Source organism: Lysinibacillus sp. NPDC097162, assembly GCF_044762185.1.
In the GTDB taxonomy this organism is placed as follows: Bacteria; Bacillota; Bacilli; order Bacillales_A; family Planococcaceae; genus Lysinibacillus.
Window position 1 is genome coordinate 1,045,648 of record NZ_JBIWDT010000001.1, and the last position, 17,733, is coordinate 1,063,380.

The 17,733-nt window shown below is 35.0% G+C and carries 20 protein-coding genes; 11 read left to right on the forward strand and 9 right to left on the reverse strand.

All coding sequences use genetic code 11. The features are described 5' to 3' along the window. Positions 1–47: 47 nt before the first annotated feature. Positions 48–950, reverse strand: coding sequence for a cation diffusion facilitator family transporter (locus tag ACIQXW_RS05090; protein WP_340824751.1), 903 nt, complete (start codon positions 948–950; stop codon positions 48–50). Positions 951–1,329: 379 nt separating this feature from the next. Next, positions 1,330–2,532: an MFS transporter gene (locus tag ACIQXW_RS05095; protein WP_402762445.1), complete on the reverse strand. Its 1,203-nt coding sequence runs from the start codon at positions 2,530–2,532 to the stop codon at positions 1,330–1,332. 442 nt (positions 2,533–2,974) lie between these two features. Here ACIQXW_RS05095 and ACIQXW_RS05100 point away from each other — a divergent pair, with 442 nt between their 5' ends. After that, positions 2,975–3,673 carry a Type 1 glutamine amidotransferase-like domain-containing protein gene (locus ACIQXW_RS05100; RefSeq protein WP_402760239.1) on the forward strand — a complete coding sequence of 233 codons (699 nt, stop codon included), beginning with the start codon at positions 2,975–2,977 and terminating at the stop codon, positions 3,671–3,673. Between the two features lie 59 nt (positions 3,674–3,732). Here ACIQXW_RS05100 and ACIQXW_RS05105 read toward each other — a convergent pair whose 3' ends face one another. From ACIQXW_RS05105 to ACIQXW_RS05115, 3 genes are read right to left on the reverse strand one after another with little or no spacing between them, the layout of a single operon-like run. After that, the gene (locus ACIQXW_RS05105) at positions 3,733–5,211 is read right to left on the reverse strand and encodes a sodium:solute symporter family protein (protein ID WP_340824748.1); all 1,479 of its coding nucleotides are present in this window, start codon (positions 5,209–5,211) and stop codon (positions 3,733–3,735) included. Next, entirely contained in the window at positions 5,208–5,405 is a 198-nt protein-coding gene (locus ACIQXW_RS05110) for a DUF3311 domain-containing protein (protein WP_340824746.1), read from the reverse strand. Before ACIQXW_RS05110 ends, ACIQXW_RS05105 begins: the two co-directional genes overlap by 4 nt. A gap of 1 nt (position 5,406) precedes the next feature. After that, entirely contained in the window at positions 5,407–6,588 is a 1,182-nt protein-coding gene (locus ACIQXW_RS05115; RefSeq protein WP_402760241.1) for an aminotransferase A, read from the reverse strand. Positions 6,589–6,956: 368 nt separating this feature from the next. Here ACIQXW_RS05115 and ACIQXW_RS05120 point away from each other — a divergent pair, with 368 nt between their 5' ends. From ACIQXW_RS05120 to ACIQXW_RS05140, 5 genes are all read left to right on the forward strand, one after another. Continuing rightward, positions 6,957–8,396, forward strand: a complete 1,440-nt coding sequence (locus ACIQXW_RS05120; protein ID WP_340824744.1) for a sigma-54 interaction domain-containing protein — start codon at positions 6,957–6,959, stop codon at positions 8,394–8,396. Positions 8,397–8,707: 311 nt separating this feature from the next. Then, positions 8,708–9,136, forward strand: coding sequence for an NUDIX hydrolase (locus ACIQXW_RS05125; protein WP_402760243.1), 429 nt, complete (start codon positions 8,708–8,710; stop codon positions 9,134–9,136). Positions 9,137–9,351: 215 nt separating this feature from the next. Beyond that, the gene (locus tag ACIQXW_RS05130) at positions 9,352–9,567 is read left to right on the forward strand and encodes a DUF1659 domain-containing protein (RefSeq protein ID WP_340824742.1); all 216 of its coding nucleotides are present in this window, start codon (positions 9,352–9,354) and stop codon (positions 9,565–9,567) included. A 27-nt stretch (positions 9,568–9,594) separates the two neighbouring features. After that, the gene (locus tag ACIQXW_RS05135; RefSeq protein WP_402760245.1) at positions 9,595–9,819 is read left to right on the forward strand and encodes a DUF2922 domain-containing protein; all 225 of its coding nucleotides are present in this window, start codon (positions 9,595–9,597) and stop codon (positions 9,817–9,819) included. A gap of 74 nt (positions 9,820–9,893) precedes the next feature. After that, positions 9,894–10,022 carry a YvrJ family protein gene (locus ACIQXW_RS05140; RefSeq protein WP_340824740.1) on the forward strand — a complete coding sequence of 43 codons (129 nt, stop codon included), beginning with the start codon at positions 9,894–9,896 and terminating at the stop codon, positions 10,020–10,022. A 231-nt stretch (positions 10,023–10,253) separates the two neighbouring features. Here the strand turns inward: ACIQXW_RS05140 and ACIQXW_RS05145 are convergent, their stop codons facing one another. Together ACIQXW_RS05145 and ACIQXW_RS05150 are read right to left on the reverse strand one after the other, a co-directional pair. After that, positions 10,254–10,628 (reverse strand): type II toxin-antitoxin system RelE/ParE family toxin, encoded by a 375-nt coding sequence (locus ACIQXW_RS05145; protein WP_401018410.1) that lies wholly within the window; start codon positions 10,626–10,628, stop codon positions 10,254–10,256. A 2-nt stretch (positions 10,629–10,630) separates the two neighbouring features. After that, positions 10,631–10,795, reverse strand: coding sequence for a hypothetical protein (locus ACIQXW_RS05150; protein WP_340824738.1), 165 nt, complete (start codon positions 10,793–10,795; stop codon positions 10,631–10,633). Between the two features lie 419 nt (positions 10,796–11,214). Between ACIQXW_RS05150 and ACIQXW_RS05155 the strand changes: the two genes are divergently transcribed. Beyond that, on the forward strand, positions 11,215–11,823 hold the full coding sequence (locus ACIQXW_RS05155) for an SCO family protein (RefSeq protein WP_401018407.1): 609 nt from the start codon (positions 11,215–11,217) through the stop codon (positions 11,821–11,823). A gap of 51 nt (positions 11,824–11,874) precedes the next feature. On the opposite strand, the gene ACIQXW_RS05160 is transcribed toward ACIQXW_RS05155, so the two are convergent. Next, positions 11,875–13,635 (reverse strand): sensor histidine kinase, encoded by a 1,761-nt coding sequence (locus tag ACIQXW_RS05160; protein WP_401018406.1) that lies wholly within the window; start codon positions 13,633–13,635, stop codon positions 11,875–11,877. Beyond that, positions 13,628–14,365 carry a response regulator transcription factor gene (locus ACIQXW_RS05165; protein WP_340824733.1) on the reverse strand — a complete coding sequence of 246 codons (738 nt, stop codon included), beginning with the start codon at positions 14,363–14,365 and terminating at the stop codon, positions 13,628–13,630. Before ACIQXW_RS05165 ends, ACIQXW_RS05160 begins: the two co-directional genes overlap by 8 nt. A gap of 401 nt (positions 14,366–14,766) precedes the next feature. Between ACIQXW_RS05165 and ACIQXW_RS05170 the strand changes: the two genes are divergently transcribed. From ACIQXW_RS05170 to ACIQXW_RS05185, 4 genes are all read left to right on the forward strand, one after another. After that, entirely contained in the window at positions 14,767–15,525 is a 759-nt protein-coding gene (locus ACIQXW_RS05170; protein ID WP_340824731.1) for an amino acid ABC transporter ATP-binding protein, read from the forward strand. Next, complete coding sequence (locus ACIQXW_RS05175) at positions 15,506–16,315, forward strand: transporter substrate-binding domain-containing protein (protein WP_402760249.1); 810 nt, start codon at positions 15,506–15,508, stop codon at positions 16,313–16,315. Before ACIQXW_RS05170 ends, ACIQXW_RS05175 begins: the two co-directional genes overlap by 20 nt. A gap of 62 nt (positions 16,316–16,377) precedes the next feature. Continuing rightward, a complete protein-coding gene (locus tag ACIQXW_RS05180; protein ID WP_172771184.1) occupies positions 16,378–17,028 on the forward strand; it encodes an amino acid ABC transporter permease in 651 nt (216 codons plus the stop codon). A 167-nt stretch (positions 17,029–17,195) separates the two neighbouring features. After that, positions 17,196–17,726 (forward strand): DUF1572 family protein, encoded by a 531-nt coding sequence (locus tag ACIQXW_RS05185; protein WP_401018401.1) that lies wholly within the window; start codon positions 17,196–17,198, stop codon positions 17,724–17,726. Positions 17,727–17,733 lie beyond the last annotated feature (7 nt).

Sequence of the window (17,733 nt, forward strand, 5' to 3'; positions counted from 1 at the left end):
AAGCCTCCTAACTAATAAATGAGTTAGGAGGTTTTTGCTATTTCGACCTATTTATCATCCTCGTACCAAGGATTTAAGTGAATAAGAACTTCTTCTACATTAGGATGCTTTTCCATTATCGTTTTCTTTATTTTACGGATAATATCATGACCTTCTTGAACTGTTAAACCTCCAGGTACACTTACACGCAGATCCACCAATACATAATGGCCGTGCTCTCTAGCTCGTAGACGATCTATACGTTTTACTTCTGGAATTGTTAGAATTAATGTTTCGAAATTATCCAGTGTATCACGACTTACACTTTTCTCCATAAGTGTGTCTATAGCTTCTAATAACATCCCATAGGCAAGTTTGAAAACTAATATTGTCACTATGATACCAGCAATTGGATCCCCATATGTAAGGATATGAATATTAGTAAATTCCCCAACGAGCGCAAGCCCAATTCCCAATACAGCAGCTATTGAAGCATACACATCAGCAAGATGATCATATGCAGTGGCAATTAAGCCTTTACTATTTGTTCTTTTGCCAATTTTAATCGTATATACGTATAAAATGAGTTTCCAAACGAGTGAAATGATTGCAGTAATAAACGCAATTAGGCTTGCTTTTTCTGGTTCATGAAAGAATGCTTTGATCGATTCATAAGCAATATACAAAGCTGCTATTATTAAAATGATCCCTACAATAGCGGAACTGATTACTTCAGCCTTCCCATGTCCGTAAGGATGATCTTCGTCGGCAGGGCGTTTAGAAATACGCATCGATGTTAAAGCGGCACCGCTTGCAATAACATCCCCGGCATTATGATAACCATCTGCTAGAAGCACTGGACTATGGAAGAGAGTACCAACTACAATTTTTAAAATTGTTAATACGATGTTACTTATTAAACTAATCCATCCAGCAACAATTGAAGCATCGGAATTTGTGCTTTGATTCATAAAAGTATACCTCCAATAAAATTCTTTCCTAAAAGCAACAAAAACCTTTGACTATTTTTAAGTCAAAGGTTTTTGTTTAAAAAAATATAGTTTTCGTGAACTTGAAATTTGAATCATATTCTCACTCCTATATAGGCGTCCACTGAGTGTAACACATTATATTCGTTGGTTCAATAATGGTTTGTCTCATTTTTTCAATAATCCTGTCTTTAAAACAGGCTAAATTAATTTTAATAAATACAGCTTACTTTATCGGATGAGATACCTCAGCCAGTTAGCGATATTTTCATTTTATAATACTCATTATGACTGCAGTAAGATCAAAAAAACCATGCCTCATTTTACTCAAGAACTTGTTCTCCTTAAAGCAGATGAATTATTATTTCACTTTACGATACCATATTATAACAGGAATTAGTAATAATGATAAAAGGCCACCAGTTAAAGATAATACTGCGTAACTTGAATTGGCTACAATTACCCCCGAAAGAGCTCCTCCTGTAGCACCAGCTAACGCAATAAAAACGTCAATTGTTCCTTGAATTTTAGCACGTGTTGATGGTTCTGTAGCATCAACAATTTGAGCAGTTCCACTAATTAAGCCAAAATTCCATCCTAATCCTAATAAAGAAAGGGCCAATATGAGCATAAACATTGAATCATTTGGTGCATATGCAGCGACTAAACCTGCAAACAGTAACGTAACACCTGCAGCAATACTCATAGCTGTTCTACCAATCTTGTCTACAAGAATTCCAGTTACAAGGGAAGGGAGATACATCGATCCAACATGAAAACCAATCACGATACCTACAGCACTTAAACTATGTCCATGATGTTGCATATGAATTGGCGTCATTGTCATAATAGCAACCATAACGATTTGCGTGAGGACCATGACAACTGCGCCTACAATAATACCATTTTTATTCATTAAAGGACTAGAATGCGTGATAACGCCTTCAGCGTCTTGTTGTTTATAAGCTTCTATTGACTTTGCTAGCAGTAAGGGATCAGGACGAAGCATGATGAAAAGGACCAATCCTGCCATAATAAATGCTACTGCAGATAATATAAATGGGCCAGCTAATGAAGGAATACCAATAGAAAGGGCAAATTTCCCCATCACCTCAACTAAATTTGGTCCTGCTACAGCACCGAAAGTCGTCATAACCATCGTAGTACTAATAGCCTTTGCTCGTTGTTTTTTATCTGCTAAATCTGTCCCTGCATATCGAGCCTGTAAATTTGTTGCTGTTCCTGCCCCGTATACAAGTAGCGAAGCGAACAATAAGAAAACACTATTGAGTAAAGCTGCAATGACAACGCCAATCGCCCCAAGCCCACCCGTAATAAAACCTGTAGTTAGACCAATGCGACGTCCGTAGCGTTGAGAAAGTTTCCCAACTATAAAAGCTGATATCGCAGAACCTAATGTGAATAGGGCAGAAGGTAATCCAGCAACTGCGTCCGTCCCAAGCATTTGTTGCGCTAACAGTGCCCCTACAGTAATACCGGCTGCAAGACCTGCTCCACCAAAAATTTGTGATAAGCTCACTACAATTAAAACTCTTTTATACATTTTTTTCAGTTTTTCGGGGGAATTTACATAACGCCCGATTGAATTATTCGCACTAGCCAATTATATGTAACACCATCTTTCTAGCTATTTGATTAACTTAATTAAATAAGTTAGCACTTTATTAACCCATTTACCAAGCTTAACATAATCATACAATTGTAGAAATATTACATCTGGTAAAGTTTCTATCATTGTTGAAGACGTTTGCCAAATACTAAGAATATCTTATTTTCCTTATCTCAATTTTTAATCCAATAGAGAAAAAGGATCTATACCATTTAAAAAAGGTAGACTTTTACATCTGTGTGCTTTTGGGGATATAATTGACATAAACATTTGAGGTATTACAAGCAGTTTAGATTCGAGATTACGACGCATTTTATTCATATAAAGAGTATTTCAGACCTTAAATAAAAATTTTAAGTTGAAAGGATGTAGAATAATGAAGCAAATCATTGCACTAGGTGGTGGTGGATTTTCGATGGAGCCTGAAAATCCTTTGTTGGATAAATATATTCTTCATCAATCTAAGAAATCAAATCCGAAAATCTGTTTTATTGCAACAGCAAGTGGAGATTCAGAAAATTATATTTCTCGATTTTATCATTTCTTTGAAAAACAGGACTGTCAACCATCACATTTATCACTATTTAACCCACCTACAAGAGATTTAGAAAGTTTCTTACTGGAGAAAGACATTATTTATGTTGGTGGTGGTAATACAAAGAATTTATTAGTTTTATGGAAAGAGTGGGGATTGGACACCATTTTGAGGAAAGCTTGGGAGCAAGGAATAGTACTGGCTGGTATTAGTGCTGGTTCCATTTGTTGGTTTGAGGAAGGGGTTACAGATTCTTATGGAGATGGACTTGAACCATTAAAGTGTTTAGGGCTCCTAAAAGGTAGTAATTGTCCTCACTACGACGGAGAAGCCGATAGAAGACCTTCGTATCAAAAGCTAATTGCTACTAATAGCATCAAACCTGGTATTGCAGCTGATGACGGTGTTGCTATTCATTTCATTGACCAAGAAATCAGTCATATTGTGAGCTCAAGACCAAACGCTAAGGCGTATAAAGTTTATAACAATAAGGAAATTACTGAGATTGAACTTGAAACAAATTATTTAGGTGCTATTTAAATAATTGCGTGAATATTTTTCATAGTATCTGAAATTGTTTGAGTGCCTGGCACTTTATATTAGATAATCCCACGTTCTAAACTGTTACTTTCTAAAGTTGATTTTTGAGGGAGAAGACTGACAACTATTGTTACGATTGCATTGATGATTAACATATATAAACCATTGTTAATATCTAAAATAAATGAAGGTAAATTAGGGAATAAAGTTGCCATCGTTGTGCCTGTCCCTGCTGAAAATAAAGCTATTGAAATACCAACGATTATACCAGCGATTGCACCTTGTTTTGTCACGAAGTTTTTCTTCAGTAAACTAAAAATTAGAGCAGGGAAAAGCTGTATGATAAAGTTATAGCTAATTAATTGTAGCAATACGAGCGCACCACTTGAATTTAATGATAAGTATAAACTAATAATCGCAGCAATAATTGCGAAAGATCGTGCAATATTCATTTGCTTACGAGCCGAAGTATTTGGTTTCAATTGAACATAAATATTAGAAGTTATCATTGAACCAATTGTAATAAGCATAACTGAACATGGTACTAATGAAGCCAGTAATCCAGCGGCTCCAATTAATCCTACAAACCATGGATCAAATGTTTGAAATACTAATTGAATTAATGCCAAATCACTTTCTGCGCCTGATAGATTTGGGATTGTTAATATCGCTGCTAATCCGATAAAGCATGAAAATAACTGCATTAATGAATACAGCGGCATCAAAATCGTATTTTTTCGAAGTGCCTTGTCACTTTTTGCTGCATATGCTGATAAAAATGTATGTGGCCAAATATATACTCCTAGCGCCATTAATATGATGGTAGAGATAAACCATACGAGACTTAAACCCGCATCTGGAAAGAACAATACTTGAGGTTTCACTTCAGAAATATTTTTTATCATGGATCCAACACCATCATGATAATGAAATGGTAAGTACAAACCTAAAAATAAAAGTACGCCAAATGTTAAAATGTCCTTAATCAAAGCGACGCGAGAAGAACCGTGGAGCCCTGAAATTAATGTATAGATGACAACAATAATGCTTCCAACCCATATTGCTGTTGTAGACGATATAACCCCGTAGGATGCAACAGAAACAATCAGTCCTAACCCTTTTAATGCCATGACAATCATAGGGATAATTGCAACTACACCAACAATCGTAATGAGCTTTCCTAAAAATGGACTCGTATATTTCTTTTCAAAAAAGCCACCTTGCGATATTAAATTATGCTCTTTACTGTAACGTCTGATTTTTGGTAATAGGAAATAGCCTAGTACGCAACCAATTGAAATATAAGTCATAATATAAAGCGTTGCAATGCCACTATTATAAGCTAGTCCCACTAATCCAGTAAGGGAAAATGCGGTAAAAAATTCTCCTGCTAATAAGAAGAAAGTAACGATAGCACCCATGCCTCGTCCACCTAATGCCCATTCTTCCATATTCTCATTTTTACCTCTACCAGCTTTAATTGCCCAATACATACAGACAATGACAAAGGAAATCATAATTGTAATAGAAATATTCATTCTACACCCTCCTCATCATGCTGGTCGAACTTATACATAATCAAAGTAGTTAGTGAAGTTAGGACGACACAAAGAACAATCCAAAACATTGAAAAAGGGAGCCCTAATATATAAGGGTCAACCCGATTCGTTAAAGGTACACCAACAAGAAAACCTAGAACTGGAATAAACGCTAGATAATATAATGGTTTCAAATTAATCAACCTCCTCAAGTGCTTTTTCTAATAGGGGATGTACAAACTGTTGTATCCGCTTCATACCTTCTTCTAAATCATGCATTGAACATGCATACGAAATACGGATATACCCTTCGCCATATTCAGAAAATCCGTAGCCTGGTATGACTGCCACTTTCTCTTTTTCCACAAGCTGATGGACAAATTCATTTGAACTTAAGCCTGTTTTTTCAATAGAAACAAATAAATAAAACGCACCATCTGGTTCAATTGCTTCTAAGCCAATGTCCGTTATCCGTTGAAAAATAAAGTTACGTCGTATTTCATATTGTTGGCGCATTTCTTCGACTTCTGGTAAATCATGATTTAATGCGTTAATGGCAGCGTATTGACTAATAGAGTTTGCACATACACAGTTAAATGCATGAACTTTAAACATTTCTTCTGTTATATAAGCAGGGGCTAATGTATAGCCAATTCGCCAACCTGTCATAGCATGGGACTTTGATAAACCATTGATGACGATACATTGCTCTTTCATTGCTGGGAATGAAGCGATTGACGTATGTTTCAAACCATATGTTAGTTCACTGTATATTTCATCTGAAATGATAAAAATATCTTTACCTCTTAATAGATTTGCTATTTCTTCTAATTCATGAGCCTCTAACATAGTACCTGTAGGGTTTGATGGATATGGTAAAACGACACATTTTGTTTTTTCTGTTACGTTTTCTTCGATTAATTTTGCAGAGATTTTACAATTATTTTTACGTGTATCAACAAATACAGGTGTTGCGTAGCACAAACGAATAAGTGGTTCATAACCAGGGTAAATAGGTGCTGGTAAAATGACCTCATCACCAGGCTCTAAAATCGTACGGAATGCAATATCTAACGCTTCGCTTGCACCCACAGTAATTAAAATCTCATCTTCTGGATTATAATGGAGTTGGTAGCGTCTTTTCACAAAGTTAGCAGCAGCCTGTCTAAGTTCAAGTACACCTGCGTTATGTGTATAACCAGTTTTATGTGCATCAATAGCTTGTTTTCCTGCTTCTAAAATAGAATGTGGTGTTACAAAATCTGGTTGTCCAATTGTAAGATTAATAATTGACGGGTCATTTGCCACCTTGTTTCCAATTTCACGTATTGCAGAAATTTTAATGTCTTTGATCGTTTTATTAAGTAAATATTTCACGTTGTTCTCCTTCTCCTATCTATTTATTTGGGGACAGTTTAGTAATATGCAAAAAGCATGCCAATTTGAAAACATTGATAAATCAAGGTTTTTAATAAATACCTCATTGAAATAATGGTTCAAATTTGACTCATTGATTCGTTTTCGATTCAGTTTTGTATAACTCTCCGATATCAAATGCTATCGTTTGTTACATCAGGGTTTAAAAATGAGTCGTTTTCGAATCGAAAATACTGTTTTTCTTTACTATTGACCTGTAAATGGACATTATTTTATTGATTAACAAATAATAGAACGGCTCATTTTTATAGATTATTTATTAAACTTTGATAGAATTGAATGAAATAATATAGAATTTGGTGATTCGAATGGATAAATTAGCTCTTTTTCAAGATGAAAAGAATCAATTTTTTTTAGATATTATGAACACTATTAAGGATGGTATTTGGGTACTTGATAAAAATGGAACCGTCATTTGGGTAAATGATGCTGCAAAGCGGGGACTGTTTGATGTTGATGAAGTGGACTTAATCAATCAAAGTGTATTTGACATGGAAAAAAGGGGGTTATTTTCACCTTCAATTGCCCGTCTTGTATTGAAAAATAAGCAGTTTGTTAATACAGTCCAAGTTATAAAGAACAACCAGAAATTACTAGTATCTGGGGATTATATTACTGACGAAAATGGTGAAATTGAATTTATTGTTACCCATGCTCGCACGCTAAGTGAAGCATTTAATATGAATATGGAATTAGAAAAGGCAGAAGATCTTTTACAACGTTATAAAAACCAAATTCGGGAAATGATTAGGCATCAAAATAAAGAGCAAGAGCTAGAAACATTTGTTGGAAAAAGTAAAGCTTTTCACGCTGCTATTGAGTGGCTTGAAAAAGTGGCAGATGTGGATACAACCGTTTTAATTACGGGGGAAACAGGCGTAGGGAAGAGCGCTTTTGCCCAAAAAATGCACCAATTAAGTAACCGCAGTGACAAACCTTTTGTCCACTTAAATTGTGGTGCTATTCCTGAATCTTTAATTGAATCGGAGCTTTTCGGCTATAAGAAAGGTGCATTTACAGGAGCCAATAATAACGGAAAAATAGGGCTCATCGCTGCTGCGGAAAATGGCATATTATTTCTTGACGAAATTAGTGAACTCCCATTGCAAATACAGTCTAAATTACTTTTGTTCCTTCAAAATAAAACGTATACACCGATTGGAGATACACAAGTCCATCAAGCAGACGTTCGAGTCATTGCTGGCTCAAATGCTAATTTACTAGAAATGACGAAAGCTGGACAATTTCGGGCTGATTTATATTACCGCTTAAATATCTTGCCACTAACTATCCCTCCTTTGAGGGAACGCAGGGAAGATATCGTACCTCTTTTAGATTTTTTCTTAAAAAAATATAATAATAAATATCAAAAAGACCGTAGCTTATCTGGTAAACTAACTAATATTTTATATAACTACGATTGGCCAGGAAATATTAGAGAATTAGAAAATCTATTAGAACGATTGGTCATTACAGCTCCCAATAAAGTGATTAATGAACAGGACCTTCCGAGTGACTTTCGTCATGAAGAGACAGCTAATATGCTGGATACCTTGCCTGAAGGTCAATCCTTAACCGAATACCTTAATCATATTGAAAAAGAGATTATTGAAAAAACGTATAATCAACTTCAAAGTACAAGAAAAACAGCTGCTAAACTAGGCGTCACCCAGGCGTATATTGCAAGACGGTTCAAAAAATATAATTTAAACATTACAGAAACGAAAAATTTAACTAGTACGGAATAACGTTTAAAGAGGGGGAGTCAGAAAATCTCTATCGTTAAAAATGAAGGATAAAGGAAGTGGAAAATTTATTTGAAAAGAACATTTTTTTATAGTTTTTATAGTTTAGCTTTTATTTTAATGCTAGTTGTTCAACTATTTAACCGTAAATATCCTTTTCTTGAATTTATTGATGCATACATTTATATTTACAGTTACAATTATGATTTGCCATATCATATCTGAGAAAATAAATAAGACCAATCCGTGATGAGCAGTACCTAATTGGTATTAAAAAGAAGTATTCACTGACGGTTGGCGTTTGGAGGTATAGAATGAGGGCTGAGCAAATTATAGCAAAAGCAATCTGTCTATTTAGAAATGACGATTTAATACTTGTCGCCGAAGGTTTTGATGAAGTTAAAGAGGAATTTTACTATCGGCCAATTGGTGGGAAAATTGAATTCGGAGAGACAAGTGCGCAAGCAATACAGAGAGAAGTACTTGAAGAAATAGAGGCAAATATACATAATTTAAACTATATAGGAACAATTGAAAACATATTTACATATAACGGTGATCTTGGACACGAAGTAGTATTTGTATATGATGCTGAATTTGTAGACAAGTCCTTTTATGCAAACCCTTCTTTTCTTGGAAAAGAAGATAATGGTGCAACGTTCAAATTGCTATGGAAGGCAATTAGTGATTTTACAAATAATAAATTAACTTTAGTTCCCGATGGATTATTCGATTTGCTTTGAATGACTACTTGAGTTAGGAACCATCTTACTTTAAATAAACAAATAAAATATTGTAAAGTCGTTCGGATAGTCGGACGGCTTTTTTAGTAGTGTATTTTTCACGGTAGTTTATTTTGTGGTGATAAACTGCGGCTTGTTTCAAAATAAAATTTCAAATTAATGTCCCTTTGCACAAGAAATAGACGTATATAGTGTGCAGAAAGGGGGTGTTACCGATGCAAAAAACGAATTTTTTAGGTGCTACGCTTCGCTTAAAGTATTTAGCAGGACACAATGAAAAAAATGAGCCGAAGTTCGCAATCAAAACATACCGTAATTTAAATGGTACGCATACAACAGCGGCGTTAGTAGCGGTTGCTAAAGCGATTGCAAGTCTTTCATCTCAGCCACTCGACAGTATTATGAAGCAAGAAACAACAGAATTATCGTAAATTCAGTAAAAACAAGGGGTGATTAAAATGGCAAAAGTGTTAGAGTTACAGTTTGAAACAGAGATGGGGAAGACGGCGACGATTGCGATTGATGCACCGAAGCCAAATGTTACACCTGCTGAAATACAACAAGTAATGCAAACGATTATTACGAACAGTGTATTTGGTGGACAAGCTGGTGCTTTTGTTGGCATGAAAGGTGCACGAATAATTGATCGCCAAGTTTCAGAATTTGAACTAGGTATGAAATGATTGAAATGGTCTTTGCACTAAGCTGCAAAGACCCTTTTTAAGAAGTCAGCAAAATGTCGAAAGGAGGGTGCGATATGGAACAGTGGCTGAATATGGTATCCAATATTGGCTTTCCGATCCTCATGTCGTTTTATTTATTACATCGAGTAGAAGTAAAGCTAGATGCGATACATGATGTGCTTGTTTCGATTAAGGATAGGTGATTTCACACAGAAGCATTATGCTAAAGTGATAGGCTAACATTTTTTTGCATGCTACCACGACATTCCTCAATTAAATTGACAATATAGAGTGTGAAACACAATGAGAAAAAGTGTTAGATTATTTAATATCTAACACTTTTTCTGTAAAACTTGATGTCGCTATAGTGGACACTTATTGTGAGCGTCACGTTAATCTAGAAACGTCGCAGTTTTCTTTTTTTAAACTTAACATTATTTAAGTTGTGGTTCATTCTTTTTAATTAAGTTTATAATATCTTTTGTAGAAATATTTTCTTGTTCATTTTTCGAGTATATATCCAATAAATATACTAGATTATTACTTGTAATCAAATAAATAATAACTCGAAATCCACCAGACTTACCTTGCTTCGCACTTGTATTTGCCATTCTTTTTTTGAAAATTTTAAACCTTTTTTTACTATTTTCGAATTTTACACCTATACCCTGGATAGGTTCGCCTAATTCAGCACCTACTTCGATTTCATCAATTAATGCTTCAAAATCATCAACTATCTTTGGATACCGCTTTAGTAATCGCTTAAACTCCTTTTCAAATGTAGGAGTTGTGTTAACTCTATACTTCATTACTATTTCTCTTCACGTAAATCTTTTAAAAAAGAACGTGCTGACTTTTTAGGTAGTAAGCTTTGTTCAATTAAATCAACTTCTTGAATTGCATTTGATATTTGATGATTTCTAGTAGAGGGAATGGACTTGTTTGAGACTTTTTTTATAGTTTCAGTAGTTGTCATATCTTTTTTTTCCTCCTTATCACACACTAAACTCACCGCCTTATTTAAATACAACTATATATATTAAGCATAAACGGTGTGCAATCCTTTAAATAAATCATAGCAAATTGCGTCAATCTATCAAGCTTTTCAGTATATTCATTGAGGTTTTACTATAATTCGATAGACTATTTTGTTAAATTTCAACACAACATGTCTTATTTTTTTGATGTCTGGATTGAATTGGGTGGCGGCAGCATTTCTACTGTTATTTTGTTTTGCACCGCGTCGAAGTAAAGCTTGATGCGATACATGATGTACTTGTTTCGATTAAGGATAGGTGATTTCACAAAGATGTAAGAAAGCTGTCACTACAGGTAGTTGTCAACGCTTACACCATTCGATAAGATGAGGGTAATGTTGGTAGGGAGTGTGTGAAGATGAAAAATAAGGTAATAGGATTCGTGTTACTATTAGCTTTAGTTACAGCACTTAGTGCATGTGGAAATGTGAAGTTTAAAGCTGATTATAGTTATGAAATACAAGATTTTGACCATGTCAATCAACGTGGAGAAAATGTTTCACTTGAAAGTTTAAAAGGCAAACCTTGGTTAGGTATGTATATTTTCACGAATTGTAATTCAGTTTGTCCACCCATGACGTTTAACATGACGCAAATACAAGAAAAGCTTATGAAAAAAGGAATAGAGGATTATAATCTTGTTGCTTTTTCAGTAGATCCTGAAGTTGATACACCTGAAGTGCTAGCTGACTATTTAGCAAGATATACCGTACCTGATGAATCGAAATGGAATCTCCTTACGGGGTATTCTCAGTCATATATTGAACAATTTGCAGTGAAATCCACAAAATTACTAGTAAAAGATGACCCGAATTCAGATCAAGTTATCCACGGTATCCAATTTTTCTTAGTCGATAAAGATGGTATCCTTGTAAAACAATATGACGGCTATGCGAAGGACGCATCAGATGTACCAATCGATACGATCGTGGGCGATTTAGAAACATATATAGAGGAAAACTTATAAAATGAAAGCTAGTGCTAAATGGATATAGCACTAGCTTTTTTGCGCAATCGTTTATATTTTCAACGGAATCTTCATCTTAACGACTGTTCCCCAACCTTTTTTGCTTAAAATCGTAAGCCCTCCATGCTCACCAAAGGCGACGAGGAGTCGCTTGTGTGTATTACTTAACCCAATATGGCTGTATTGCTCATTTTGCTGAAGACGCTCACGTACGATTTGTAGCTGACTTCTGTCCATGCCTTTTCCATTATCGATAACGACTAAGGTCATCAAATCGGCTTGAACGGTCATTTTAATTTTAATCTGACAAAGCTGCTTTTTTGGTTTCCCATGCTCGATGGCATTTTCAATTAATGGCTGAATCGTCAACTTTTTCACTTTAAATGGCATAATATCATCATCATATTCCCATAGAACGTGAAATTGATTTTGATGACGCGCTTTCAAAATATCAATATAATGCTTCGTGTATTTAATTTCCTCCATTATTGGAACCATACTTGATTCATCATCTAGTGAGTAGCGGAGAATCGTCGCTAAATTATCAATCATGTCGTTTAATTCATTTGGTTTCCCTGTTAACGATATCGCGCGCCAGTTCAATGTTTCCAGTGTGTTAAATAAAAAATGTGGGTTCAATTGGGATTGTAGGGCGGCTAGTTCTAACGTTTGCTCCTTGTATTTTTTCTCAGCTAGCTTTCTTTTCAAAGTATTTTGTTCCGTAAAATTCAATAAAACTTTATGTGTAATTAGACTATACACATCATTAACTGGGATTGAAATGTCAGGTAATGCACCGCCCTGTTCAGCAGATTGGAAAATAGCTAATATTTTTCGCATATGCACAGTTGCTTTTCTTGTTACCCAGTAGGCATAGATGACACTGCCGATGATGCAAATCGCTGAAAGAAATAATACAAGCTTCAACAGCTTCTTTGGTACTTGATAAAGACTCGTTTTAGGATTGATCGATAAAAATGTCCAGTCATATTTTGATGACTCCATTTTAGAAATAACGTATGGCTTGCCATCAATCGTCATATCAAAAAATGAATTAGGATTAGATGTTAGCCTTTGTATAATTCGGTTACCTAGCTCATAATTTTGCTCGTTAAAAATAATATTATTTTTATTGTCCACGATGACTAAATTGCGTCCAACTGTCGTTGACAATGACGCGAGCTGTTGCTGTAAATAGTCTGCTTTAATATTTAACACAAGCACGCCGTTATTTTTAGGAATGGTCCGATACATCGTAATAATATTTAAAGGTGTATCCATTTGGTTATTCGTTATACGTTTAATGGTCCTTGATTCAGCCCACGTTTCCTCATAGCCGAGATGGGTCACAAAGCTATGATACCAATTAAAATCGAGTGTGTTTCTTAATTCGACCAAACCAGTTGTTGTCGTCGATAAATACTTTCCAGAATCGTTTTTTACATAGATGTATATCGAGTGGATATATTCTCTAGCTTCTTTTGGTGCATCAATAAAATTTTTTAATGTGACAAGGTCCTTATAGTCTTGATGAGTAAGTGTTGGCTTATCCATAAGCTGCTGCAGGTTGTCAAATTGATTTGTACTAGAAATAATATAGCTATTTAACGAATCGAGCTCATAAAAAATAAGCTCGATATTTTCCTTTGTTTGCGTTAAAAGATCTGTATTGCGATCAATAATATCCTGTAATACATATTGTTGAATTAAAAAAATGGATAATGCCCCTAATACAATGAGTGGAATAAGCATTGGTATTAATAAGCTAATTAAGTTTTTTAAAAAATAGGTGCGTATGTAATGGTTAGTCAATGTGAAGACCACACTCCTCGTTTCGATATTCACGAGGTGTTTTACCATAATATTTACGGAATGTCCGAGTGAAATTTTTAGCATTGCTATAACCCGTTAATTCACTTATTTCGTAAATTTTATAGTCAGGGTTTTTTAAAAAAATCGCTGCCTTTTCCATTTTTACTTCTACGACAAAATCAGAGAAGTTGCGGCCTGTTTTTTCCTTGAAATATTTACTGATGTAGACTGGATTTAAATGAACTAGCTGTGATGCACCTTCAAGGGAAGCATGTTGGTAATGCTCGTTAACATATTTTAATATCGTTTCAATGACCTTATCTTGATTAAAGTCCGTTTTAAAGGTTACATATTTTTCGTCGAGCTGTGCTTTAATCTTTGTGAAAACTGTGACAAGCTCACTGTATTTTGTTGGTTTGGTTATATAGTTTTTGACACCATATTGGATAGCTTGCTGTGCATAATCAAAATCTTTGTAACCACTTAAAAATACGACATGGATTGGTGATTTTTGTTCATCGAGCTGTTTAGCAATTTCGATTCCTGTTAGCTCTGACATTCTTATATCCGTGAGTAACACGTCGACATGATGGTTATTAATGAAAGCTAAAGCCTCTATACCATTTTCAACTGCACCAACTATTTCAAAACCAATTTCTTCCCATGGAAAATAACTGCTTAAGCCATTACGAATTTCAAACTCATCGTCAGCAATTAATAGTTTATACATCGCAAATCATCACCTTTTAAATAATTAGAAATATTAAAATAATTACTTTTTATCATACTCTATTTATAAAGTTTATGAATCCTAAATGTTGAAAATTGATACTTTAAGTAAGTGTAAGGGACTAACATATTAAAAAAAGATACTATTTTGTCTAATAATAGCCCTTTTTTCAACAATATTATTACGGTTTAATTAAAAGTATATTAATTATTTAGCAATTTAGTGTTTTCAGATAATTGATATATTTAACAAATGTGCAAGGGGATTATGAACGAGGGGGAGTCTTTAACTTAGTAGAAAAATATCAAAATATATAATAGTAGACAAAAAAGTCGAGTAACACCAATTAAAACAGTGAAATGTCGAATGAGACCGAAGTGTTTGCAGGAAGGGTGACAGCAATGATTCAAGTCAACAATTTAAAAAAATCCTTTGGCCCCTTACAAGTTTTAAAGGGGGTAGATTTACAAGTACAGCAAGGGGATGTTGTTGTATTAATTGGAGCGAGTGGTTCAGGAAAAAGCACATTGTTACGTTGTTTAAACTTTTTAGAGTTATATGACGAAGGACAAATAAGTATTGAAGGACAGGCCATACAGGCTACAAAAACTGATTTAAATAAAATTCGAGCTGAGGTAGGTATGGTGTTCCAGCATTTTAATCTTTTCCCTCATCGGACAGTACTTGAAAACATAATTGAAGCACCAATCTTTGTAAAAAAGCAGTCAAAAGAAAAAGCAACTGCTTATGCATATGATTTACTTGAAAAAGTAGGGTTACGTGATAAGGCGGGAATGTACCCTGATAGTTTATCGGGCGGTCAAAAGCAACGGGTAGCCATTGCACGTGCATTAGCGATGGAGCCAAAAGTGATGTTATTTGATGAACCAACCTCTGCATTAGATCCAGAGTTAGTTGGGGAGGTACTACAAGTTATGAAGCAACTTGCTAATGATGGTATGACGATGGTTATTGTGACACATGAAATGGGCTTTGCGCGTGAAGTAGGGAATCATATCGTCTTTTTGGAAGGTGGACAAATTTTAGAAGAAGGTCATCCAGATACTTTCTTTGATAATCCAAAAAATGAACGAACGAAGCAATTTTTAAATAGAATTTTACACATAGGGGGTAGTAAACATGAAACAGTTCAAGCTTAAAGCATTATTAGCAACTTTAACTTTAGGGGTAGGTCTTTTAGTAGGCTGTAGTTCAAATGATGATCCGAAAAAAGCAGCATCTTCAGGTACTGAACAAGAGGAATTTGTTTATGCAATGAGTGGAATTTATAAGCCATTTAACTATAAGGAAAATGGTGAGTTAGTAGGGTTTGATGTAGAACTTGGAGAAGCGTTAGCTGAAAAAATGGGCATGAAACCTGTCCCTATGACTTTCCCATTTGAATCTATTATACAAGGTCTTTTAGACGATAAATTTGATGCGATTTTAGGGAGTATGACAGTCACTGAGGAGCGCTTAAAGGTTGTTAGCTTCACAGATACTTACTATCGTTCAGGCTCACAACTATTTGTAGCTGAAAATAATACGACGATTAAATCCGGAGCAGATGCAGAGGGCAAAGTAATTGGTGCTGTACCTGCCACAAATTATGAAACAGATGCGTTAAAATTAACGGCTAAGGAAAATGTTATAACTTATCCGCAAGGTGATGTTGCAGCATTGATGGATATTAAGACAGGTCGGTTAGATGCTGTTGTGGCAGATAATATTTTTGCACAGCTTGCTATCGATGAAGCGAAAATACCAGTTAAAGCTGTTGGGGATTTATTAGCAGTAAATGAACAAGCAATTGCAGTTAATAAGAAAAATGTGGAATTAAAAGAAAAGTTAAATATAGCATTAGCACAACTAATTGCGGATGGAACATATGCAAAAATCAGTGAAAAATGGTTTGGCTTTAACTTAATGGACGAAAGAGTTAGTAAATGAGTAACGGAGAAAACATTTCTCCGTTATCTTACAACAATGATGACAACAGAGTGGGTGAATAGATGTTAGAAATCTTTCAATCGAATTATAAAATGCTTTTTGATGCACTATGGGTAACACTTTCAGTAACAGTATGTTCATTAGTTTTAGGTAGTATTGTCGGGTTAATTATTGCCTTTTTTAATATGTCAAAAATAAAAGTGCTGAAATATTTTGCGGCAGTGTATTTAGCCATTATTCGTGGTACACCGATGATTGTTCAAATTTTTATTTTATATTTTGGTATTTCTTCGTTCCTAACGCTACCTTCTTTTTGGGCGGGTGTATTAGCTTTAGCTGTCCATAACGGAGCGTATATTTCTGAAATTTTCCGAGGTGCAATTCAGTCAATCGATCGTGGTCAAATGGAGGCGGCTCGTTCGTTAGGGATGTCCCAGACGTTGGGGATGCGCCGAGTAATTTTACCTCAAGCTATGCGAAGAGCGATTCCACCACTAGGTAATCAATTTATTATATTATTGAAGGAATCTGCGCTTGTTGCTTATATCGGTATGTCAGATTTATGGAGTACTACATTAGCCATTGCGGGCGCAAACTATCGTCCATTAGAAACATACATGGTTACTGGTGCATTTTATTTAATACTAGTATTAGCATTTACGTTTATTTTCAATAGAATGGAAAAGCGTTTGAATTTACAGACGCGTCATTAAAGGGACACTGTAGCAACGAGTACGCTTGCTACAGTTTTTTTTGAGTTGAGGTGCCTGAGTTGAGGTGCCTGACACTGAAAAGATTGGCAAAATTCAAAATTGTTCGGGTGACTGGCACTTGTTATAATATGAATATTCCAGCTTCAAATAAGGGGAGGTAGTTTTGTATGAGCATAGGCGAAACATATTTAAACGTTGTACTAGAGAGATTCAAATCTGTCAAAGCGGATGGCGATAAAACAATTGCACAATTAGACATTGAGCAATTGCACTGGGCTTTCAACGAGGAGTCTAATAGTATTGCTGTCATTGTCAAACATGTTAGCGGAAACATGATTTCAAGATGGACTGACTTTTTATTAACGGATGGCGAGAAAACGGCAAGGAATCGTGATGATGAATTTATTGATAGCATTGATACTAAAGAAGAGTTAATAGCTATTTGGGAAAAGGGCTGGCAAGTATTTTTTAATGCTTTACATAGTTTAACAACAACAGATTTGTTGGCGAACATCACAATAAGAGGACAGCAGCATACAGTGATAGATGCTATTGAAAGACAGATGGCGCATTATGCTTCACATGTCGGGCAAATTGTCTACGTAGGGAAGCAAATAAAAGGGGACGAGTGGAATACATTGAGTATTCCAAGAGGGCAATCGCAGGCGTTCACAGAAGCAATGATAAAAAAGGGGTAGCACAACT

Excerpts from the sequence above, each read along its gene's own strand:
- ACIQXW_RS05125 (WP_402760243.1), top strand. The coding sequence starts at position 8,708 with ATGAGGGCTGAGCAAATTATAGCAAAAGCAATCTGTCTATTTAGAAAT.
- ACIQXW_RS05180 (WP_172771184.1), top strand. The coding sequence starts at position 16,378 with ATGTTAGAAATCTTTCAATCGAATTATAAAATGCTTTTTGATGCACTA.
- ACIQXW_RS05150 (WP_340824738.1), bottom strand. The coding sequence starts at position 10,795 with ATGACAACTACTGAAACTATAAAAAAAGTCTCAAACAAGTCCATTCCC.
- ACIQXW_RS05185 (WP_401018401.1), top strand. The coding sequence starts at position 17,196 with ATGAGCATAGGCGAAACATATTTAAACGTTGTACTAGAGAGATTCAAA.
- ACIQXW_RS05105 (WP_340824748.1), bottom strand. The coding sequence starts at position 5,211 with ATGAATATTTCTATTACAATTATGATTTCCTTTGTCATTGTCTGTATG.
- ACIQXW_RS05095 (WP_402762445.1), bottom strand. The coding sequence starts at position 2,532 with ATGTATAAAAGAGTTTTAATTGTAGTGAGCTTATCACAAATTTTTGGT.
- ACIQXW_RS05175 (WP_402760249.1), top strand. The coding sequence starts at position 15,506 with ATGAAACAGTTCAAGCTTAAAGCATTATTAGCAACTTTAACTTTAGGG.
- ACIQXW_RS05155 (WP_401018407.1), top strand. The coding sequence starts at position 11,215 with ATGAAAAATAAGGTAATAGGATTCGTGTTACTATTAGCTTTAGTTACA.
- ACIQXW_RS05135 (WP_402760245.1), top strand. The coding sequence starts at position 9,595 with ATGGCAAAAGTGTTAGAGTTACAGTTTGAAACAGAGATGGGGAAGACG.
- ACIQXW_RS05090 (WP_340824751.1), bottom strand. The coding sequence starts at position 950 with ATGAATCAAAGCACAAATTCCGATGCTTCAATTGTTGCTGGATGGATT.
- ACIQXW_RS05130 (WP_340824742.1), top strand. The coding sequence starts at position 9,352 with ATGCAAAAAACGAATTTTTTAGGTGCTACGCTTCGCTTAAAGTATTTA.
- ACIQXW_RS05145 (WP_401018410.1), bottom strand. The coding sequence starts at position 10,628 with ATGAAGTATAGAGTTAACACAACTCCTACATTTGAAAAGGAGTTTAAG.
- ACIQXW_RS05140 (WP_340824740.1), top strand. The coding sequence starts at position 9,894 with ATGGAACAGTGGCTGAATATGGTATCCAATATTGGCTTTCCGATCCTC.
- ACIQXW_RS05120 (WP_340824744.1), top strand. The coding sequence starts at position 6,957 with ATGGATAAATTAGCTCTTTTTCAAGATGAAAAGAATCAATTTTTTTTA.
- ACIQXW_RS05170 (WP_340824731.1), top strand. The coding sequence starts at position 14,767 with ATGATTCAAGTCAACAATTTAAAAAAATCCTTTGGCCCCTTACAAGTT.
- ACIQXW_RS05165 (WP_340824733.1), bottom strand. The coding sequence starts at position 14,365 with ATGTATAAACTATTAATTGCTGACGATGAGTTTGAAATTCGTAATGGC.
- ACIQXW_RS05100 (WP_402760239.1), top strand. The coding sequence starts at position 2,975 with ATGAAGCAAATCATTGCACTAGGTGGTGGTGGATTTTCGATGGAGCCT.